Source organism: Microlunatus kandeliicorticis, assembly GCF_014137855.1.
Lineage (GTDB): Bacteria > Actinomycetota > Actinomycetes > Propionibacteriales > Propionibacteriaceae > Microlunatus > Microlunatus kandeliicorticis.
On record NZ_JACGWT010000002.1, the window covers coordinates 116,517 to 134,178 of the forward strand.

14 protein-coding genes are annotated in these 17,662 nt (G+C 74.4%); 4 read left to right on the forward strand and 10 right to left on the reverse strand.

Annotation, left to right across the window (positions count from 1 at the left end; all coding sequences use genetic code 11):
* Positions 1–78: 78 nt before the first annotated feature.
* From FHX74_RS05325 to FHX74_RS05340, 4 genes are all read right to left on the reverse strand, one after another.
* On the reverse strand, positions 79–708 hold the full coding sequence (locus FHX74_RS05325; protein ID WP_328823650.1) for a DNA-3-methyladenine glycosylase: 630 nt from the start codon (positions 706–708) through the stop codon (positions 79–81).
* Positions 705–3,326 carry a PEP/pyruvate-binding domain-containing protein gene (locus FHX74_RS05330; RefSeq protein WP_182559087.1) on the reverse strand — a complete coding sequence of 874 codons (2,622 nt, stop codon included), beginning with the start codon at positions 3,324–3,326 and terminating at the stop codon, positions 705–707. The genes FHX74_RS05325 and FHX74_RS05330 overlap by 4 nt, the downstream gene beginning before the upstream one ends.
* A gap of 102 nt (positions 3,327–3,428) precedes the next feature.
* Entirely contained in the window at positions 3,429–4,418 is a 990-nt protein-coding gene (locus FHX74_RS05335; protein WP_182559088.1) for a type IV toxin-antitoxin system AbiEi family antitoxin domain-containing protein, read from the reverse strand.
* Positions 4,419–4,555: 137 nt separating this feature from the next.
* Positions 4,556–5,692, reverse strand: a complete 1,137-nt coding sequence (locus FHX74_RS05340; protein ID WP_182559089.1) for a Gfo/Idh/MocA family protein — start codon at positions 5,690–5,692, stop codon at positions 4,556–4,558.
* Positions 5,693–5,767: 75 nt separating this feature from the next.
* Here FHX74_RS05340 and FHX74_RS05345 point away from each other — a divergent pair, with 75 nt between their 5' ends.
* Positions 5,768–6,439, forward strand: coding sequence for a response regulator transcription factor (locus tag FHX74_RS05345; RefSeq protein ID WP_182559090.1), 672 nt, complete (start codon positions 5,768–5,770; stop codon positions 6,437–6,439).
* A complete protein-coding gene (locus FHX74_RS05350; RefSeq protein WP_328823651.1) occupies positions 6,436–7,911 on the forward strand; it encodes a sensor histidine kinase in 1,476 nt (491 codons plus the stop codon). The genes FHX74_RS05345 and FHX74_RS05350 overlap by 4 nt, the downstream gene beginning before the upstream one ends.
* Before the next feature lie 37 nt (positions 7,912–7,948).
* Here FHX74_RS05350 and FHX74_RS05355 read toward each other — a convergent pair whose 3' ends face one another.
* On the reverse strand, positions 7,949–8,416 hold the full coding sequence (locus FHX74_RS05355) for a nitroreductase family deazaflavin-dependent oxidoreductase (protein ID WP_328823652.1): 468 nt from the start codon (positions 8,414–8,416) through the stop codon (positions 7,949–7,951).
* Between the two features lie 63 nt (positions 8,417–8,479).
* Between FHX74_RS05355 and FHX74_RS05360 the strand changes: the two genes are divergently transcribed.
* Positions 8,480–9,436, forward strand: coding sequence for a hypothetical protein (locus FHX74_RS05360; RefSeq protein WP_182559091.1), 957 nt, complete (start codon positions 8,480–8,482; stop codon positions 9,434–9,436).
* A gap of 38 nt (positions 9,437–9,474) precedes the next feature.
* Here FHX74_RS05360 and FHX74_RS05365 read toward each other — a convergent pair whose 3' ends face one another.
* Positions 9,475–11,670 carry an ATP-binding protein gene (locus FHX74_RS05365; RefSeq protein WP_182559092.1) on the reverse strand — a complete coding sequence of 732 codons (2,196 nt, stop codon included), beginning with the start codon at positions 11,668–11,670 and terminating at the stop codon, positions 9,475–9,477.
* 187 nt (positions 11,671–11,857) lie between these two features.
* Here FHX74_RS05365 and FHX74_RS05370 point away from each other — a divergent pair, with 187 nt between their 5' ends.
* Complete coding sequence (locus FHX74_RS05370) at positions 11,858–12,214, forward strand: PRC-barrel domain-containing protein (RefSeq protein ID WP_182559093.1); 357 nt, start codon at positions 11,858–11,860, stop codon at positions 12,212–12,214.
* Positions 12,215–12,292: 78 nt separating this feature from the next.
* Here the strand turns inward: FHX74_RS05370 and secA2 are convergent, their stop codons facing one another.
* From secA2 to FHX74_RS05390, 4 genes are all read right to left on the reverse strand, one after another.
* A complete protein-coding gene (gene secA2, locus FHX74_RS05375; protein ID WP_182559094.1) occupies positions 12,293–14,608 on the reverse strand; it encodes an accessory Sec system translocase SecA2 in 2,316 nt (771 codons plus the stop codon).
* A 154-nt stretch (positions 14,609–14,762) separates the two neighbouring features.
* Positions 14,763–15,038 carry a barstar family protein gene (locus tag FHX74_RS05380; protein WP_182559095.1) on the reverse strand — a complete coding sequence of 92 codons (276 nt, stop codon included), beginning with the start codon at positions 15,036–15,038 and terminating at the stop codon, positions 14,763–14,765.
* Positions 15,039–15,055: 17 nt separating this feature from the next.
* On the reverse strand, positions 15,056–15,505 hold the full coding sequence (locus tag FHX74_RS05385) for a ribonuclease domain-containing protein (RefSeq protein ID WP_328823653.1): 450 nt from the start codon (positions 15,503–15,505) through the stop codon (positions 15,056–15,058).
* Between the two features lie 171 nt (positions 15,506–15,676).
* Positions 15,677–17,617, reverse strand: a complete 1,941-nt coding sequence (locus FHX74_RS05390; protein WP_182559096.1) for an ExeM/NucH family extracellular endonuclease — start codon at positions 17,615–17,617, stop codon at positions 15,677–15,679.
* Positions 17,618–17,662 lie beyond the last annotated feature (45 nt).

A 17,662-nucleotide genomic window follows, 5' to 3' on the forward strand; every position in this document is an offset into this window, starting at 1 on the left:
CGCGCTGAGCCTGTCGAAGCGCGGGTCAGCTACGCACCGGGGACGTGACCACGCGCGCTGAGCCCGTCGAAGCGCGGGTCAGCGGCGCTGACCGGGCCGGAAGGCGCTGACGTACCGGTCGCCCGGGATCCAGAACCGCCAGGGAAGGTCGACCGAGCGGCTGATCCCGACCCGGGGGCCGGTGGCCACCTCGGGCGCGTGGGTCCGCGGTTCGAGCCGGAGCGGGACGCCGTCGATCTCCGTCCCGGCGAGCAGGTCGGCGCCGTAGTGCCGGCGGTCGATCCCCAGCGCCTGGGTCAGCCGGCCGGGACCGCGGGCCAGGTCGCGGTCGGTGACGCGGGGCCCGCGCCGGTCGCGGGCGAACTCGACCCCGTCGATGACCTCGCCGGCGCGGAGCAGCACCGCCGCACCGTGCCCGACCTCGGAACAGCTGACGTTGGCGGCCCAGTGCATGCCGTAGCTGAAGTAGACGTAGAGCCGCCCGGCCGGGCCGAACATCACCCGGGTGCGGTCGGTCTCGCCGCGGAAGCTGTGCGACGCCTCGTCGACGCGGCCGTCGTAGGCCTCGGTCTCGACCACCCGGAGGGCCACCGGACCGTGCCGGAGCACCGCACCGAGCAGCTCGCGCGCCGCGCCGACCGGGTCCCCTTCGAGCGCCGTGCGCAACCGGGTCCTGGCCTCGGCGGCGGCCGGCTCCCCGTCCGTCACCCGACGCGGTCGAGCAGCTCGACGGTGCCGTGCGTGCCGTCCACCCGGACTCGGTCACCGGTCCGCAGCACCCGGGTCGCGTCCCCGCACCCCACCACCGCAGGGATCCCGAGCTCCCGGGCCACGATCGCCGCGTGCGAGAGCGGCGCACCCACGTCGGTGATCACCGCGCGGACCCGCGGGAACAGCGGCGTCCAGCCGACGTTGGTGACGTTGGTGACCAGCACCTCCCCGCTCTCCAGCTCGGCACTCTGATCGGTCGACTCCAGCACCCGGACCACGCCCTCGACCACGCCGCCCGAGCCGGCGAACCCGGTCACCGTGGCCGAGCCTCCGGCACCGTGATCGGCACCGGCCGACCGACCATGATCACGATCATGGTCGGCGCCCTCCACGAACACCGCCAACGGCCGGTCCGGGTCGGCGGCCCAGGCGAACGGGTCGAACCGGCCCATGATCACGCTGGGGTAGGCCGGCAGCGCGCTGTAGGCCCGGAAGGCCCGCTGGCGGTCCCGCAGCTCGCGCTCCTGCAACGGACGCCCGCCCAGCAGCGCGACCACCTCGTTCCAGTCGTGGGCGAAGACGTCGTCGCCGATCCCGCTGAGCTCGCCGGCCCGCACCCAGAACGCGCGCAGCACCCAGAAGAACCGCACCACCTCCGAGCGCGCCTCCTCGCGTCGGCGGGAGATCTGCGTCCACTTCTCGATCTTGTTCCGCACCGACGCCACCCGGTGCGGGTGCTCGCGGGAGAACCGGGCCCAGGCGTCGGCACGGGCCCGCTCCTGGCGTCGGAGCAGCTCGCTCACCGAGTAGTCGGCCGCCCGCTGCTCGGCGACGGTCCGCTCGATCCAGGCCGGGTCCTCGGCCGGCCGGGGCACCGAGATCTCGAACTCGTGCGGGCCGCGGTGCCCGTAACGGTCGCGGAAGCCCTCGACGTCGAGATCGCCGTCGGCCAACCGCTCCAGCCCCACCAGCGGACCGAGGCTGGCCAGCTCCCCGTCGGTGCCGCCGAGCCCTGCGAGCAGCCGTTCGGTGTCCTCCAACCCGACCGCGCGCTGGAGCGACCGACGGAGGGTGACCAGCACCGGGCCGTCGCTCCGGGTGGCCGCGGTCAGCATCCCGGTGGCGGCGTGGAACTCAGGGTGGATCACCTCGGTCCACAGCCGGGCCAGTTCGGTCGGGTCGTCGACGGCGGCGATCCGCTCGCGCAGCCGGCGGCAGTGCGCGGGGTGGTCGGCCAGGTAGTCGGGCAGCCGCCGGATGTCGCGGCGGGCGTGCACGGTCATCGACAGCGCGACCGGGACGACGAGCCGGATCACCCGGGTCGGCGGCAGCGGGAGGTAGGGGATGGGCAGGTCGTCGGGCAGCCGACCGAAGACCTCGTGGGTCAGCCGACGGAACAGCCGCTCCCCCACCCCGGCGCAGCGGGCGATCGAGGCGGCCATGCTGAGGTTGAGGTAGAGGCGCCCGCCGACGATCCCGAAGGCGACGTACGGCGGCACCGAGCTGGTCGGCATGGCGTCGGCGAGGAACTCGCGGACCAGGCACCAGGTGGCCGGGGTCATCACGTCGGGGATGGCCTCGCCGACGTTGCCGCGGGTCCACAGGCAGGACACCGCGCGGCTGTCGTTCCAGGGGTCGGGGCGGGCGCCGGCGGTGATCGGCCGGGCCTGCAGCACCGCGAGCTCGTCACCGACCCGGGCCCACTCGATGTCGACCGGGTGGCCGTCGAGCTCCGCGACCCGGGCGCCGAGCGCGGCCAGCCGCCGCGCCTGCGCCGGCTCGAGCGACGGCCGGGTCCGGCGGGCGGCGGGCACCGGGCGCTCGGTGGTGCCGCCGCGGGTCCGGACCGTCATCACCGTCTTCTCGGCCACCGTGGACTCGAGCACGCGGTGGTCGTCGGCCGCGATGCGGAACCGGTCGGGCGTGACGATCCCGCTGACCACCGCCTCGCCGAGACCCCAGGCGCTCTCGACGGTGATCATCGAACCGTCGCCGGTCACCGGGTCGGCGGTGAACAGCACGCCGGCCGCCTCGGCGTCGACCATCCGCTGCACCACCACGGCGAGCGCGAGGTCGTCGTCGGCCACCTGGTGCTCGGCCCGGTAGCCGACGGCGCGGGCGCTCCACAGTGAGGCCCAGCACCGTCGGACGGCGTCGAGCAGCGCGCTCGCGCCGGTCACGTTGAGCAGGGTGTCCTGCTGGCCGGCGAACGAGAGCCCGGGCAGGTCCTCGGCGGTGGCCGACGACCGGACCGCCACCCGCGGGCGCCCGAGCTCGCGGTAGGCGGTGGTGACCGCGGTCTCCACCGCGGCCGGCAGCCGCGCCTCGAGGAAGAGCTCGCGGATCCGGGCGGCGGCCCGGTCGGGCGGCCGGTGGGCGAGGATCGCGGCGACGTTGCGGTCGAGGCCGTCGGCGGCGAGCACGGCCCGGAAGGCGTCGGTGGTGATCACGAACCCGTCCGGCACCGGGACGCCGGCGGCCACCAGCCGGACGAGCGAGGCGCCCTTGCCGCCGAGCAGGGCGAGTGCGTCATCGCCTGTGGAGCGGGCGTTCGCGCCGGCGCTGTCGCCCGCGGCGAGCGGCAGCACCAGGCGCGCGGCCGCCTCCGGGGTCATGCAGGCAAGCTAACAGCGCCGCCGCCCGAGCCTTCCCGCGGCAGCGGGGGTGATCCGCACCGATGACGGTGCGGATCACCCCCGTTGTCGGGCGGGACGTCCTCAGGCCACCCGGCGGCACCGCGCGCACCGCGCCGGGAGCCCGGTCCAACCACGACGGACCAGGTTCTCGGCGACCTGCGCGGCCACCTCGCACGGCCGGTCACGGACGTCGGACCAGCCGTACCGCAGGGTGGCCAGTCCGTCGGTGGTCGCGCGGTTGTCCCGGCGCATGTCGCGGAACCGGCCGGCGCCCTCGTGACCACGACGCCCGTCGAGCTCGACCAGCAGCCCGAAGTCGCGGTAGAGGACGTCGGCCCGGGTGTCGCGGCGACGGACCTGGCGTTCGGCGACCGGCAGCCCGTGGGCGCGCTCGACCGCGCGCAGGTAGACGAGCTCGAGCGCACTCTCGGCACCCACCGCGAGGTCGTCCAGCGTCACCAGCAACCGGCGACGGTGCCGCAACCGTGCCCGGCGGTCCGCCGCCGCGCGGAGCCCGTGGACGGACACCCGCCCGGTCTGGACGGCCGCCGTCGTCCAGCGCACGGCGTCCCCGTCGGCGGCGACGAGGTCGAGGACCGTGTCGGTCAACCCCGTCCGGGGTGGAGAGCCCGGGCTCCGCGGGTCCCGGACGGCGGCCCGTTCGCGGACGAATGACCAGCGGCCCGCCCACCCTGCCGCACCCTGCCCCTGGTGGCGCGGAACCGTGCCGCCGTGCGGGACCAGGACGGTGATCAGCTCCGGAGGTTCGGGGTCGAGGCCCCAGAGGTGTCCGGCGGCCGCGCCCCCGAGCCGCGCCCGGTCACCACCGAGCAGGCAGCCGGCCCAGGCTCGGGTCACCCACGGTGGCCGGGCTCCCGGGGTTCCCGGCGGCCTGGCGGGGAACAGCCAGTAGACGCCGGGCGCCAGCCGGAGCCAGCGCCCGTCGGCCACGAGCCGGTCGATCGCCCGGGCGCCGAGACCGCAGCCCACCGCCTGCTCGCGGGTGACCACGCCGGCCTGGAGCAGCGCCAACCGGAACAGCGACGGCGGGACGGGCTGGCGGGCGTGCACCCGAGGAGCATCGGCCGTCCGGCGGCGCCGATCCAGTACCCCTGTGGACAACTCCCTCGCGGACGACAACGGGGGTGATCCGCACCGTCATCGGTGCGGATCACCCCCGTTGTGCAGGAGTGGGACGGGGAGGAGGGTCAGACGGTCTGCCAGCTGTGGCTGTCGGCCGACCGGAGCATCGCGTCGCAGATCTCGGCGGCGCGCAGGCCGTCGGCGAAGGTGGGCAGGCCCTCGGGCGGCGTCCCGCCGTCGCGCTGGGCGTCGATCGCGGCGTAGCTGTCGGCCACGTAGGCCTCGAAGCACTGGGCGTAGCCCTGCGCGTGGCCGGCGGGCAGGGTGGCCAGCCGGCGCTGCTCGGATGACCCGTGGTTGGGGTCGCGGACCAGCAGGCTGGTCCGGTCGTCCTCGCCGATCCAGAGCTGCTCAGGCTGCTCCTGGTCGAAGACGCCGCTCTGCTTGGCCCCGTCCACCTCGATCCAGAGCCGGTTCTTGCGGCCGGCGCACAGCTGGCTGATCACCGTCGAGCCGGGGACGCCGTTGCGGGTGCGGAACAGCACCATCGCGGTGTCCTCGGTGGTGACGTCGACCAGGGTCGACTCGTCGAGCTCGCCGGTGGCCGCGCTGAAGCTGTTGGCGGTGTCCCCCGGCCGGCGCGGGATGGAGATCCTCGTGGTCGAGACCAGCTCGGCGATCCGCTCGCCGGTCACCCACTCCATCAGGTCGCACCAGTGCGAGCCGATGTCGCCGAACGCCCGCGACGGCCCGCCCTGGCTGGGGTCGACCCGCCAGCTGGTCGAGCGGGGGTCCAGCAGCCAGTCCTGGATGTAGGTGCCGTGGGTCAGGAAGACCGGCCCGAACTCCTCGGCCTGCACCCGGGCCCGGAGCTCGCGGACCATCGGGTGGAACCGGTAGGCGAACGGCATCGTGTTGATCACGCCGGTGCGCTCGGCGACCTCGGCGGCCTGCCGGGCGTCCTCGAGGCTGACTCCGAGCGGCTTCTCGCACAGCACGTGCTTGCCGGCCTCCATCAGCGCGACCGCGTAGGGGACGTGCGAGGCGTTCGGGGTGCAGATGTGCACCGCGTCGACGTCGCTGGCCGCGACCTCCTCGATGCTGGTGAACGCGTGCTCGGCGCCCCACGCGTCGGCGACCTGCCGCGACCGCTCCGGGCTGGAGGCCATCGCCCCGACCACCTGCGCCCCGGCCAGCACCGCGGCCCGCCGGTGCACCTCGCCGATCATGCCCGCCCCGAGAATCGCCACCTTGCGCGTCATGCGCGACAGGCTAGCGTCGGCGCCGGGCGCGCTCCCACACAGCCCGTGACCAGCCGACGGCGTCACAATGGGCCGATGGCCGGCTCGCGGATCCTGGTGATCGAGGACAGCGACGCCATCCGCGTCCCCGTGCTGACCGCACTGCACGCGCAGGGTTTCCAGGTGGAGGGCGACGCCGACGGCAGCCGGCTGGAGGAGCGGTTGAACGCGTTCGGGCCCGAGCTGGTGGTGCTCGACGTGATGCTCCCGGGACGCGACGGGTTCACCCTGCTCGACGTCGTCCGGGCCCAGAGCGACGCCGGGGTGCTGATGCTGACCGCGCGCGACGCCACCGCCGACCGGGTTCGCGGGCTCAGCAGCGGCGCCGACGACTACCTGGTCAAGCCGTTCCAGATGGCCGAGCTGGTGGCGCGCGTCCGCGCGGTGCTGCGCCGGACCGGGGCGGCCGGGGTGAGCACCGCGGTCGGCGACCTGGTGATCGGCGACGACGCCGCGGTGGTCCGCCGCGGCGACGCCGAGATCGACCTGACCGCGACCGAACGCCGGATCCTCGCCTATCTCGCCACCCGGCCCGGCCGGGTGGTCAGCAAGACCCAGATCCTCACCCACGTGTGGGGCTACGACGGCTTCGACCCCAACGTGGTCGAGGTGCACGTCTCGTCGCTGCGCCGCAAGCTCGAGCAGCACGGCCCGCGGCTGGTGCACACCGTCCGGAGCCGGGGGTACCGGCTGTCCGAGCCGTCGTGACCGCCCCGGCGCCCGACCCGGCCGCCCCGACGGGACGGCTGCGGACGGTCTCGCTGCGCTTCCGGGCCACCCTCACCGTGCTGCTGGTGCTGCTGGTGGTGGTGGCCGGTCTGGCCGTGGTGGTCGACCGGACGTTCGCCGCCGAGGCCAACCGGAACGCCAACGCGCTGCTCACCGGCCGGGCCCAGCTGGCCCGACAGCTGGCCCGACAGGGTGTCGGTCCGCAGCAGCTGGTCAACCGGGTGGACGCCCACGGCATCCGGGCCAGCCTCGTGCTGCCCGACGGACGGGTCTTCGGCACCCCGCCGTCGAACGGCCGGCGCGACCTCGTCGACCGGGTCCAGCTCAGCAGCCCCGGCCGGGTGGACGGCGCCGTCCTCACCCTGGTCGTCGACCGGGCCTTCCTCGACAACGCCCAGCAGACGCTGCGCCGGACCCTGCTGCTGGCCGGGCTCGGGGCGCTGCTGCTCGGCGGGCTGTCCATCACCCTCGGGCTCCGCTACGCGCTGCGGCCGCTGAACGCGTTCGGCGCGCTGGCTCGCGACGTCATCTCGGGCCGGCGCGGCGGACGGCTGGCCCCGGACCGCACCGACACCGAGCTCGGGCAGGCCGCGGCGGCGGTCGACGGGATGCTCGACGCGCTCGAGGGCGCCGAGCAGCACGCCCGGGACGCCGAGGCCGACGCCCGCCGGGCCGCCCGCCGGAGCCAGGAGTTCCTCTCCGACGCCGCGCACGAGCTGCGGACGCCGATCGCCGGCGTCCAGGCGGCGGCCGAGACGCTGCTCCACCAGGGGTCGGACGAGGGCGGTCTGAGCACCACCGAGCGCGAGCAGCTGCTGGTGCTGCTGGTCCGCGAGGCCCAGCGGGCGGGCCGGCTGAGCGAGGACCTGCTGACCACCGCGCGGCTCGACACCGGGGTGGACGTCCAGCACGAGCGGATCGACCTGGCCGAGCTCGTCCGCGGCGAGGCCGACCGGACGGCGCTGCTGCACCCCGGGGTCGAGCTGGCCGTGCACGGCCTGAGCCGGCTGGCGGACCCGTGGCTGACCAGCGACCCGGCCAAGATCCGGTCGGTGCTCGGCAACCTGCTCGGCAACGCGGCCCGCGCCACCGCGGCCACCGGGCCGGCCGGGAGCATCGCGGTGACCGTGTCCGAGGAGCCTGGTCGAGTCAGGGTGCTGGTGACCGACAGCGGCCCGGGCGTGCCGGCCGCGGATCGCGAACGGATCTTCGAGCGGCTGGTCCGGCTCGACGCCAGCCGCACCCGCGGGTCCGACGGGCCGGGCACCTCGGGCGGGGCCGGGCTGGGGCTGGCCATCGCCCGCGGCTACGCCCGCGCCCTCGGTGGCGACCTGGTCTGTGTCGAGCCGCCCCCGGACGTCCGCGGCGCGGCCTTCCTGCTCACCCTGCCGCGGACGGCCCGCACCGTCGTCGGGTCGGGAGCGTCACCAGCGCCGAGCGACCGTCCCTAGGCCGCTCAGCCCGCCCCGAGACCGGACCGGTCGAGCCTCAGATCCGCTCGGCCAGCAGCACCGGGATCAGCCGGTCGGTCTTCTCCTGGTACTCGGCGTACGGCGGGTAGGCGGCGACCGCGCGGTCCCACCACTCCTGCCGCTCCTCGCCCTCGATCTCGCGGGCCCGGGCGGCGAACCGCTCCGGGCCGTCCTGCACCTCGAGGGCCTCGGGGTCGGCGACCAGGTTGTGGTACCACTGCGGGTGGTCCGGCGCGCCGCCCTTCGAGGCCACCATGGCGTACACGCCGTCGTGCTCGACCCGCATCAGCGGGGTCTTGCGGATCTTGCCGCTCTTCGCACCGCGGTGGGTGAAGATCACCACCGGCATCCCGGTGTCGGCCAGGGTGTTGGCCTCGGCCCCGTCGGTGCGCTCGTAGGTCTCCACCTGGTCCCGCACCCACTGCTCCGGGCTCGGCTCGTACTCGCCGTTCAGCTTCGGGTTGACGCTCTGGTTCTGTGCCACGTCCCCATGGAACCGCACCGCTCAACCGGGACGCGGGCCGGGTCGGACCGGCAGGATGGGCCCGTGGCGACGCGGGCGGCCGGGGCCGAGGACGATCCGCCGGACGGTCTCGACGAGGTGGCCGAGGCCCTCTACGCCGGTGATCCCGACGACTTCGTGCGAGTCCGCGGCGAACGGGTCAAGCAGGCGCGAGCCGCCGGCGACCGCCGGCTGGCCACGGCCGTCGGCGCCCTCCGCCGGCCCACCCGGTCGGCCTGGACGGTCAACCTGCTGGCCCGCGAGGCGGCCGACGAGCTCGGCGCCCTGCTCGACCTCGGCGAGGCGCTCCGCGAGGCCCAGCAGAACCTGTCCGGTCCCGAGCTGCGCCGGCTCTCGGCCGAACGGCACCGGGCGGTCGAGGAGCTGGTCCGGCGCGCGGCCGCGCTGGCCGCCGACCACGGCGCCGCGCCGAGCGAGGCGGTCCGGCGCGAGGTCGGCCAGGCCCTCCAGGCAGCGTTGGCCGACCCGGCGACCGGCGCACGGGTGCGAGCCAGCCGGCTCGACAAGGTGCCCGAGTACGGCGGGTTCGGGCCGTTCGCCGCCTCGCCGGTCCCCGAGGCAGCAGCCCCCAGCCCTACCGCGACCCGCAACACCGCCTCACGCAGCGCCCGCGACGACGAGGACGACGACGAGGACACCGCCGAGGACACCGCCGAGGACACCGCCGAGGACACCGCCGAGCGCGAGCGTCGGGCCGCCGCGGCGGCGGAACAGACCCGAGCGCTCCGGCAGGCCCTGGACGAGGCGACCCGAGCCCGCGAGGAGGCCGAGTCCGATCTCGACGACGCCCGCACCGAGTCGCAGGGCGCCGCGGACGACCTGGCCGGGCTCCGCGAGCTGCTCGCCCGGGCCGAGCAGCGGGCGGCGCAGGCCGAGGCGGCGGTCGAGCACGCGCGCGAGCGGGTCGAGACCCGGCGCCGGGCAGAGTCCGAGGCCCGCGAGGCGCTCGCCGCGATCGGCCCCGACCCCGCCGACGGCTGACCGCAGCCCGACCCGGACCAGCCCGTCAGACCAGCCCATCAGACCAGTCCGGCCACCGTGCCGACGCTCGAGCCGGTGCCGGGCACCGGGTCCGAGGCGGGCAGGGCGAGCCGGAAGGTGGCACCCTCGCCGGGTCGGCTCTCGGCCCAGATCCGCCCGCCGTGCCGGTGCGCGATCGAGCGGCAGATCGCCAGCCCCAGCCCGGTCCCGCCCTTCTCGCGCGCGTCGGAGGAGTCGACCTGCTCGAAGCGTTCGAAGATCGTCTCGAGCTTGTCTCCGGGGATGCCGCGTCCGTGGTCGGTGACCCGGAACACCACCTCCGCGCCGCTGCTCCCGACCGCGACCTCGACCCGGCCGCCGGGCTCGGAGAACTTGACGGCGTTCCCGAGCAGGTTGATCAGCACCTGGACGATCCGGTCGCCGTCGGCCTGGACGGTCCCCGCCACCGGCCCGACGACGATCTCCACCCGGTGGTCGGCGGCGGTCGGCCCCATCCCCTCGACCGCCTGCTCCACCAGCGAACGCGCCTCCCAGGCGGCGAACCGCATCACCTCGGCGCCCGACTCGATCCGCTCGATGTCGAGCATGTCGTTGATCAACCGGGTCAACCGGTCCGCGCTGCGTACCGCGATCTCGATCAACCGGGTGCCCCGCTGGTCGAGATCGCCGGCCACGCCGCTGGCCACGATCCCCAGCGAGCCGCGGATCGCGGTCAGCGGGGTGCGCAGCTCGTGGCTGACCACGGAGATGAACTCGTCCTTCATCCGCTCCACGGCGCGCCGCGCGCTGACGTCACGGAAGACCACCACCGCCCCGCTCAGCCGGTCACCCAACAGGATCGGGCCGACCGCGAGCTCGACCGGGAAGGTGGTGCCGTCCGCCCGGCGGAACACGTCGGCCACCGTGTCGACCGGGACCCGCTCGGACAGCGCGAGCCCGATCGGGCAGCCCGCGCCGGCCGGGACGGCCTCGTGGTCGTGCAGCACCCGGCCCTCACGGGCACCGACCAGCTGGTCGGCCGCCCGGCCCAGCATCTGCGCGGCGGCCGGGTTGACGAAGGTGATCCGGCCGTCGGGATCGACCCCGAACACCCCCTCGGCCACCGCCGCGACGACCCGGCTGTTCTGATCGGCCAGCTGGCGGAACTCGTCGCCCCGGCGGCGGAGCTGGACCACCTGGTCCTCGAGGTCGTGGGTGAGCCGGCCGTTGTCCACGGTGAGCAGCACCTGGCGCAGACCGATCAGCACCAGCAGCAGGATCCCGGTGACCACCAGCACCGGGTCGGCCAGGCGTCCGGGCCAACTGACGGCGACCGCGATCGCGGCGGCCGTCGGCAGGTAGACGACCACCGAGGTCACCGCCAGCGCTCGCTGGTCGGCCCGGTGCCCCCTCGTGTCCGCCGACGCAGCCGGGCGGTCCGCGCCGTCCGGGCGATCGGGCTCACGGACCAGCGCGGCGAGCGCCATCAGCAGATAGCCCGCGATCCAGCCCACGTCGAGCACCGACCCGGAGGCGTACCGGCCGAGCGCCTCGAGGTAGTTGTAGGCGCCGTCGGCGCCGAAGTAGCAGAGGACGCCGAGGGTCAGCAGGGCCAGCCGTCCGCGGGTGCTCGGCCCGGCGCGGACCAGCGCGACCGCGGCCAGCGTCAGCAGTACGGCGTCGAGGACGGGGTAGGCGGTGAAGACCACCCGGCCGAGCATCGAGGTCCCGCGCGTGGTGACCGCCGGCAGCACCACCGACCAGGTGACGAAGAACAGGCCGAGTGCTACCACCAGCCCGCTGAGCAGCAGCCGGAGCCGCGCCCCGGGGACCACGGGACCGACCGGCACCCGGAGCAGCCCGACCGCGAGCGGCACCGGAGCCAGCAGATAGAAGACGTCCGGCAGCCCGGGCGCGGCCACCCACTGCAGCAGGTGGGTGATCACCGCGTAGCTGCCCTCGGCGAGCGTCCACGACAGTCCCGCCAGCGCCACCCCCTGCCAGGTCCGCTGCCAGGGCGAGGGCGTCCTCGCGCGCCGACCGGCGGCGACGGCCAGCGAGGCGGCCGCCGGGACGGTGAGCAGATCGCTGAGCAGCTCGCGACCGGCCGCCGGGACCGACGCGGCGACCGTGACCAGCAGGTAGCCGAGCACGACGACGGCGGCACCGAGCGCGAAGACCGGGGCGGCGGACGGGCTCAAACGTGAGCGGGGTGGGTCGGCCGACGTCTCGACCACCGACACCTCCCGGGTCACCGGCCGCACCGCCAGGACGGAGGATGCGGACGTACGGATCTGACGGTCGGCGGGCGGTCCCCGACCCGGCGCCGAGACGAGCGGGACCGGGTGGGTCTGACGCTCCGGCCCCGCCGATATCGTACGGCGTGGGACCTGCAGGCGGTCGATCCACGACCGCCGCCGACCGGGTGAAGGGTGGACCACGATGCTCGAGGCCGAGGACATCCGGGACTGGCGCGACCACGCCGTCGTCGACCAGACCGGGGCCAAGATCGGATCGCTGGAAGCGGTCTACTTCGACACCTCGACCGAGCTGCCGGCCTTCGCGACGGTCAAGGTCGGGCTGCTCAACGGCTCGCGGCTGATCTTCGTCCCGCTCGACGGGGCGACGGTCTCGCCCAAGGCGGTCAAGGTTTCGATTGACAAGAAAGTTGCCAAGGACGCGCCGGCGATCGACACCGACGGCGAGCTGCCCGCCTCCCTCGAGCCGGCGATCTACCAGCACTACGGGATGACCTACCAGGCCGGCGCCTCCGGCGAGCGCCGGCTCGGCCGCCGCTGACCCGAGCACCCCACGACGGGCTCGGGGCACCGGGTGAGGACTGCGCCCTGAGCTCGTCGAGGGGCGGGGCCGTCGCCCTCAGTCGCGACCGGCGGCCTTCTTGACCAGCGAGCCGAACGCCTCGAACAGGTGGTCCTCCGGCGTACCGAACGGGTTGTCGTCGACCAGGTAGGTCCAGGTGGCCGACGGTCGGCGCACCTTGGAGGCATCCTCGTCGAGCCCGTCCGCGGTGATCACCGCCGAGTCGAAGACCTCGACCGCGGCGTCGTCGGCGTCGCTGATCACGGTCCGGAAGGCCGCCTGCGCCTCGGCGTGGAAGGCGTGCAGCGGGGTCTGCCGCCCGAGCGCGCGGAGGTGGATCCCCTCGCGGAGGTCCTGGGCGAAGGCCAGGTGGTCGCTCCAAGCCTGGTCGAGGTGGAACAGGCACAGCGTCCGCGCGGCCGCGGCCACCGGCTCCTCCCCCAGCTCCTCGACCAACGCGTCCCAGCGCTCGGAACTGCGCGCCGCGATCAGGTCGGCCGCCGCATCGCCGGTCAGCAGCTGCTCACGGCGTTCGAGCACCGCGAGGCGCTGGTGGTGCAGCTGCTGGCTGTAGAGCCAGCTGTTGCGGTGCACGTCGAGCAGCTCGCCCTCACCGACCCGCTGGGCGTGCTCGACCTGGTGCTGCGCGGCGGCCGAGCTGATCCGTCCGGTCTCGTCGACCTGGCTGTCGCGGACCACGAACGAGGCGGTCTCCGGGTTGTCCTGCAGGCTGGTGAAGAACACCGACCCACCCGGGTCACCCTGGCGTCCGGCGCGCCCGCGGAGCTGGTCGTCGAGCCGTCGGGTCGGGTAGCGCCCGGTCCCGATCACCAGCAGACCGCCGAGCTCGGCCACCGCCTCCCGGTCGGCCTCGTCGGCCCCGCCGAGCCGGATGTCGACCCCCCGCCCGGCCATCTGCGTCGAGACGGTGACCGCGCCGAGCCGGCCCGCCTCGGCGATCAGCGTGGCCTCCTCGGCGTCGTTCTTGGCGTTGAGCACCGAGCAGTCGACCCCGGCCTCGACCAGCCGGTCGTGCAGCCGCTCGGAGGCGGCGACGTCGTGGGTGCCGACCAGGACCGGGCGTCCGGTCTCGTGCAGCTCGACGATCGCCGTGATCAGCGCCTGCTCCTTGTCGGCCTGGTCGACGTAGAGCCGGTCCTCCTCGTCGACCCGGATGTTCGGCCGGTGGGTCGGGATGACGCCGACCTCGAGCTCGTAGAACTCGCGGAGCTGCTCGGCCGCGGCCACCGCGGTGCCGGTCATCCCGCAGACCAGCGGATAGCTGCTGATCAACGCCTGGATGGTGGTCGAGTCGAGGATCACCCCGCGGCCGGTGACCGCGAGCTCCTCCTTGGCCTCGACCGCCGCGTGCAGACCGTCGGGCCAGCGCTGCAGCTCGGCGACCCGGCCGCGGTTGAGGTCGATCAGCTTCACCTGGCCGTCCTCGACCAGGTAGTCGACGTCGCGGGTCAGCAGCACCTGCGCGTGCAGCGCGATGTTGACCGCGGTGAGCACCCGCTCCTGCCCGGCGGCGTAGAGGTCGTCGATCCCCAGCAGCTGCTCGACGTGCTGCAGCCCGGCCTCGGTGAGGTTGGCGCTGCGCCGGTCCCCGCCGATCTCGATGTCGGTCTCCGGATCGAGCTGCTCGACGATCCGGGCCGCCTCGGAGGCGTCGTCGCCCTGCTCGTCGCTGCCGGCCAGCACCAGCGGCACCTTGGCCTCGTCGATCATCACCGCGTCGGCCTCGTCGACCACGGCGACGTCGAGCGGGGTCAGCACCCGCTGGTCCGGATCGGTGCAGAGCCGGTCACGGAGGGTGTCGAAGCCGACCTCGCTGATCGAGGCGTAGCAGACGTCGGTGGCGTAGGCGGCGCGGCGCTGCTCCGGCGTCGCGTTCTGGGTGACGTGGCCGACGCTGATCCCCAGCAGGGTGAAGATCGGGCCCATCCACTCGGCGTCGCGGCGCGCCAGGTAGTCGTTCACGCTCAGCACCTGCACCCGGCGTCCGCGGGCGACGAACCCGGTGGCGGCCAGCGCGCCGACCATCGTCTTGCCCTCGCCGGTGGCCATCTCGATCACCTGGCCGGCGAGCAGCCCGGCGGCGCCGAGCAGCTGCTCGTCGTAGCTGCGCTCGCCGACGGCGCGTTCGGCAGCCGAGCGCCCGATGGCCAGCAGGGTGGCCAGGTCGTCCGGGGTCAGCTCGTCGGTGACGAACTCGCGGAGCACCGCGTACCGCTCGGCCAGGCCGGCGTCGTCGAGGGCGTCGATCTCGGCCGCGAGCCGGTTCGCCGCGTCCACCGCCGAGGAGTGCTGACTGACGTCGGCGGTACCGGGCCGCCCGATCCAGCGCCGGAACGACTGCCGCAGACCCAACGCGCTGCCTCTCTGCCGACTCCCCCGGACCTCGGCGCGCCCGACCGGACGCGTCCGCTCGCACGATAGCTCAGCCGCCGGAACCGGCCGCTGTGCTCGGCTCCCCGCCCCGGCCTCGCGCGCCGGCAGGAGATGAAGGGTGAGTACGCGGGGGTCAGCGCAGCTCGAGCTCGACGCCCTCGTCGGCGAAGACCGCGACGATCCGGTCGAACCGCTCGCCGAGCCGGGCCCGCGAGACGGCGCTGTGCGCCCAGACGAACCGGAACGGCCGGTCGTCGGGGGTGCCGTAGCCGCCGCGCAGGCAGTCGGCGAGCGCGTCGAGGTTGCGTCCGAAGTAGCCGTCGGGTCCGTTGACCGCGCGGCCGAGTTCGGCCCAGAACCCGCGCTGGGTCTCGAACCGGCTGCCGTCGATGCGGTAGGTGACCGGCACCGGGTGCTCCTCCCCGCTCACCGCTCGGCCCCGGTGATCTCGCAGAAGCTGTCGTAGTGGTCGCCGGTGTAGAACCACACCGCTGGGTCGGTCAGCGGCTTCCCTCCGGTGACGATCCGGCGGGCTCCCCGGGTGCGCGAACCGGGCGTGATCACCGTGTACTCGTGGTAGTAGCCCGAGTGCTCGGCGGGCAGCACCCGTTCGCGGTTGCCGAACACGACGCCGTCGTTGCGCGGGAACGGGAACGGCCCGCCGCGGCGGATCAGGGTGACGGTCTCGTCGGCCTCGCCCGGGAGCGAACCGAGCGGGCAGGTCCGCAGCCCGGAGTCGCCGCGGGTGCTGGTCGGGGTCGAACCGGCGGACGCCGTGGGCGAGGACCCGGCGGACGTCGCCGACGGACCGGAGGCACAGCCGGCCAGCAGGCCGACGAGGGCCACGCCGACCAGCCATCGCGACGTCCGCTGCACGCCCCCATTGTGCGGGTCCGGCGCGTGCGTGCCCTTCGACGGGCTCAGGGCGCGCTGTGGAGCGCTCAGGGCGCGGGCGGGGCGCTCAGGGCGCGGTGCGGAGCGTTCAGGCCGCGGTGCGCGGGTCGCCCGACACCACCGCGCCCTGAGCCTGTCGAAGGGCGGCGTCCGTCAGCCGCGCGGCACCGCGAGCCCGACGATCACCGGGTCGTGGTCGCTGGCCCGGTAGGGGTTCGGGTGGTAGTAGTCCACGGCGGTGGTGTCGTACTCGGAGTAGTCGCGGGCGTCCGAGGTGATCGAGTTGATGTTCCAGACGTGCGCGCCGGTCAGCTCACGGGCAGCCGTTCGGTTCAGCAGCACGTGGTCGAGCGATCCGGACAAGCCGTCGTAGACGTAGGAGTGGTCCGACTCCGGGGCCGCGTTGACGTAGCCGCGGGCCTCGAGGGTCCGCAGCGGGTCCTCGTGCGTGTAGGAGTTGAAGTCACCGATCAGCGCGACCGCTCTGGCCCCGCTGGCCTGCTGCACGCTCGGCACCCAGGAGGCCAGCGCCTCGGCCTGGGCCACCCGGTCGGCGTTCCAGGCGCCCTGGCCGTGGTCGGCGTTCGGGTCGTCGGCGTCGCTGGGCGCCGAACCCTTCGACTTGAAGTGGTTGACCACGACCAGGGCCCGCGCCCCGCCGGAGCGCGGGGTGAAGACCGCACCGATCGGCGTCCGGGCGTTGCCGAACGGACCGCTGTCCACCGCGTCCGCGCCGTCGGCATAGGCGTGGCCGACCAGCTTCGCCCGCGCCGGCTGGTAGATCAACGCGCTGGTGATCACGTCCTGGTCGGAGGTCGGTTGCAGCTGGGTCGACGACGGCACGAAGGCCCACTTGCGGTAGCCCGCGGCCCGGTTGAGCGCGGTGACCAGCGTCCGCAGCGCGCTGTCCCGCGGTGCCCCGACCTTGATCGAGTTCTCGATCTCCATCAGCCCGGCGACCGCCGGGCTGAGGGTGTTGACCGCCGCGACGATCTTGGCCTGCTGTCGGCCGAAGTCCACCCGGTCCCAGGCGCCGCGGACGTCGCAGTCCTCGGTGACGTTGTACGAGCCCGCAGTGTCGAGATTGCTGCCGGTGCAGCCGGTCCGGCCCTGGCCGACGGTCGGGAAGAAGTTCTCCACGTTGAACGAGGCGATGCTCAACCGCCCCCGCACGGTCGGGACCTTCTCCCGCGGGCGGACGGTGATCCGGGCGATCTCGTGTCCCGCCGGGGTGGGGGTGGTCGGCTGCAGCGTCCAGTCACCGAACCGGACGTCGATGATCACCGGCCGGGTGATCCGCGCGGTGTCGCCGACCTTCACGTCGCGGTTGCGGGTGAGGTAGGGCGGGGTGCCGCCGGCCGGGTTGCTGGCCGTGGCGAAGAAGCCGGCGTTGGTGCCGTCGTCGAGCAGCACGCCGCGAGCCGCGTTCCGGGCCGCCTGCGCCTTCTCCCTCGTCGAACCGTAGGGCGCGGCGTCGGTTGGCTGCACCGCGACGCCCCTGCCCTCGCTGAGCGCGAGCTCGCCGTAGTGAAGCACCGGGTAGACGTCGGAGATCGTGAAGGTCTTCGGTGCCTGCCAGAGCATCGACTCGAGGTTCTCGCGGTGCGCGGCGGTGGCCGCCCAGGACAGCCCCGTGATCGGGCGGACCGCGGCGTGCGGGGCCCGGGAAACGGACACGGTGACCGCGCCGCCGATCTCGGTCAGCGTGTTCCCCTTCGCGCTGCCGTACTCCTGCACGGTCCCGGACACGTCGACCAGGTCGCCGATCGCCACGCCGGCGGGCTTGCCGCCGGTGTAGACGAACACCGCGTCGGACGGCCGGTCCAGGTCGCGGCGCGGACCACCGGTGCCGGGGGTCTGGACGACGAACCCGCGCAGATCGGCACTGCCGTTGCCGTAGACCGCGGTGACCACCGACGGCCGCAACGCGACCTGGCGACCCAGCAGCGGTGAGGTCGCTCCGGTGCCCTGCACCTCGGCGATGGTGACGGGGTCGGCAGCGTGCGCCGGTACGGCGGTGGCGGCCAGGCCGGAGCCGGCGACCAGGGTGGCGCTGAGCACGATCGGCAGCGCACGGGGGGAACGGCGGGACATCCAGGGATCTCCTCGGGGGCGGTGGACGTGAAGGATTGCCGCGGA

Excerpts from the sequence above, each read along its gene's own strand:
- FHX74_RS05330 (WP_182559087.1), bottom strand. The coding sequence starts at position 3,326 with ATGACCCCGGAGGCGGCCGCGCGCCTGGTGCTGCCGCTCGCCGCGGGC.
- FHX74_RS05340 (WP_182559089.1), bottom strand. The coding sequence starts at position 5,692 with ATGACGCGCAAGGTGGCGATTCTCGGGGCGGGCATGATCGGCGAGGTG.
- FHX74_RS05345 (WP_182559090.1), top strand. The coding sequence starts at position 5,768 with ATGGCCGGCTCGCGGATCCTGGTGATCGAGGACAGCGACGCCATCCGC.
- FHX74_RS05370 (WP_182559093.1), top strand. The coding sequence starts at position 11,858 with ATGCTCGAGGCCGAGGACATCCGGGACTGGCGCGACCACGCCGTCGTC.
- FHX74_RS05390 (WP_182559096.1), bottom strand. The coding sequence starts at position 17,617 with ATGTCCCGCCGTTCCCCCCGTGCGCTGCCGATCGTGCTCAGCGCCACC.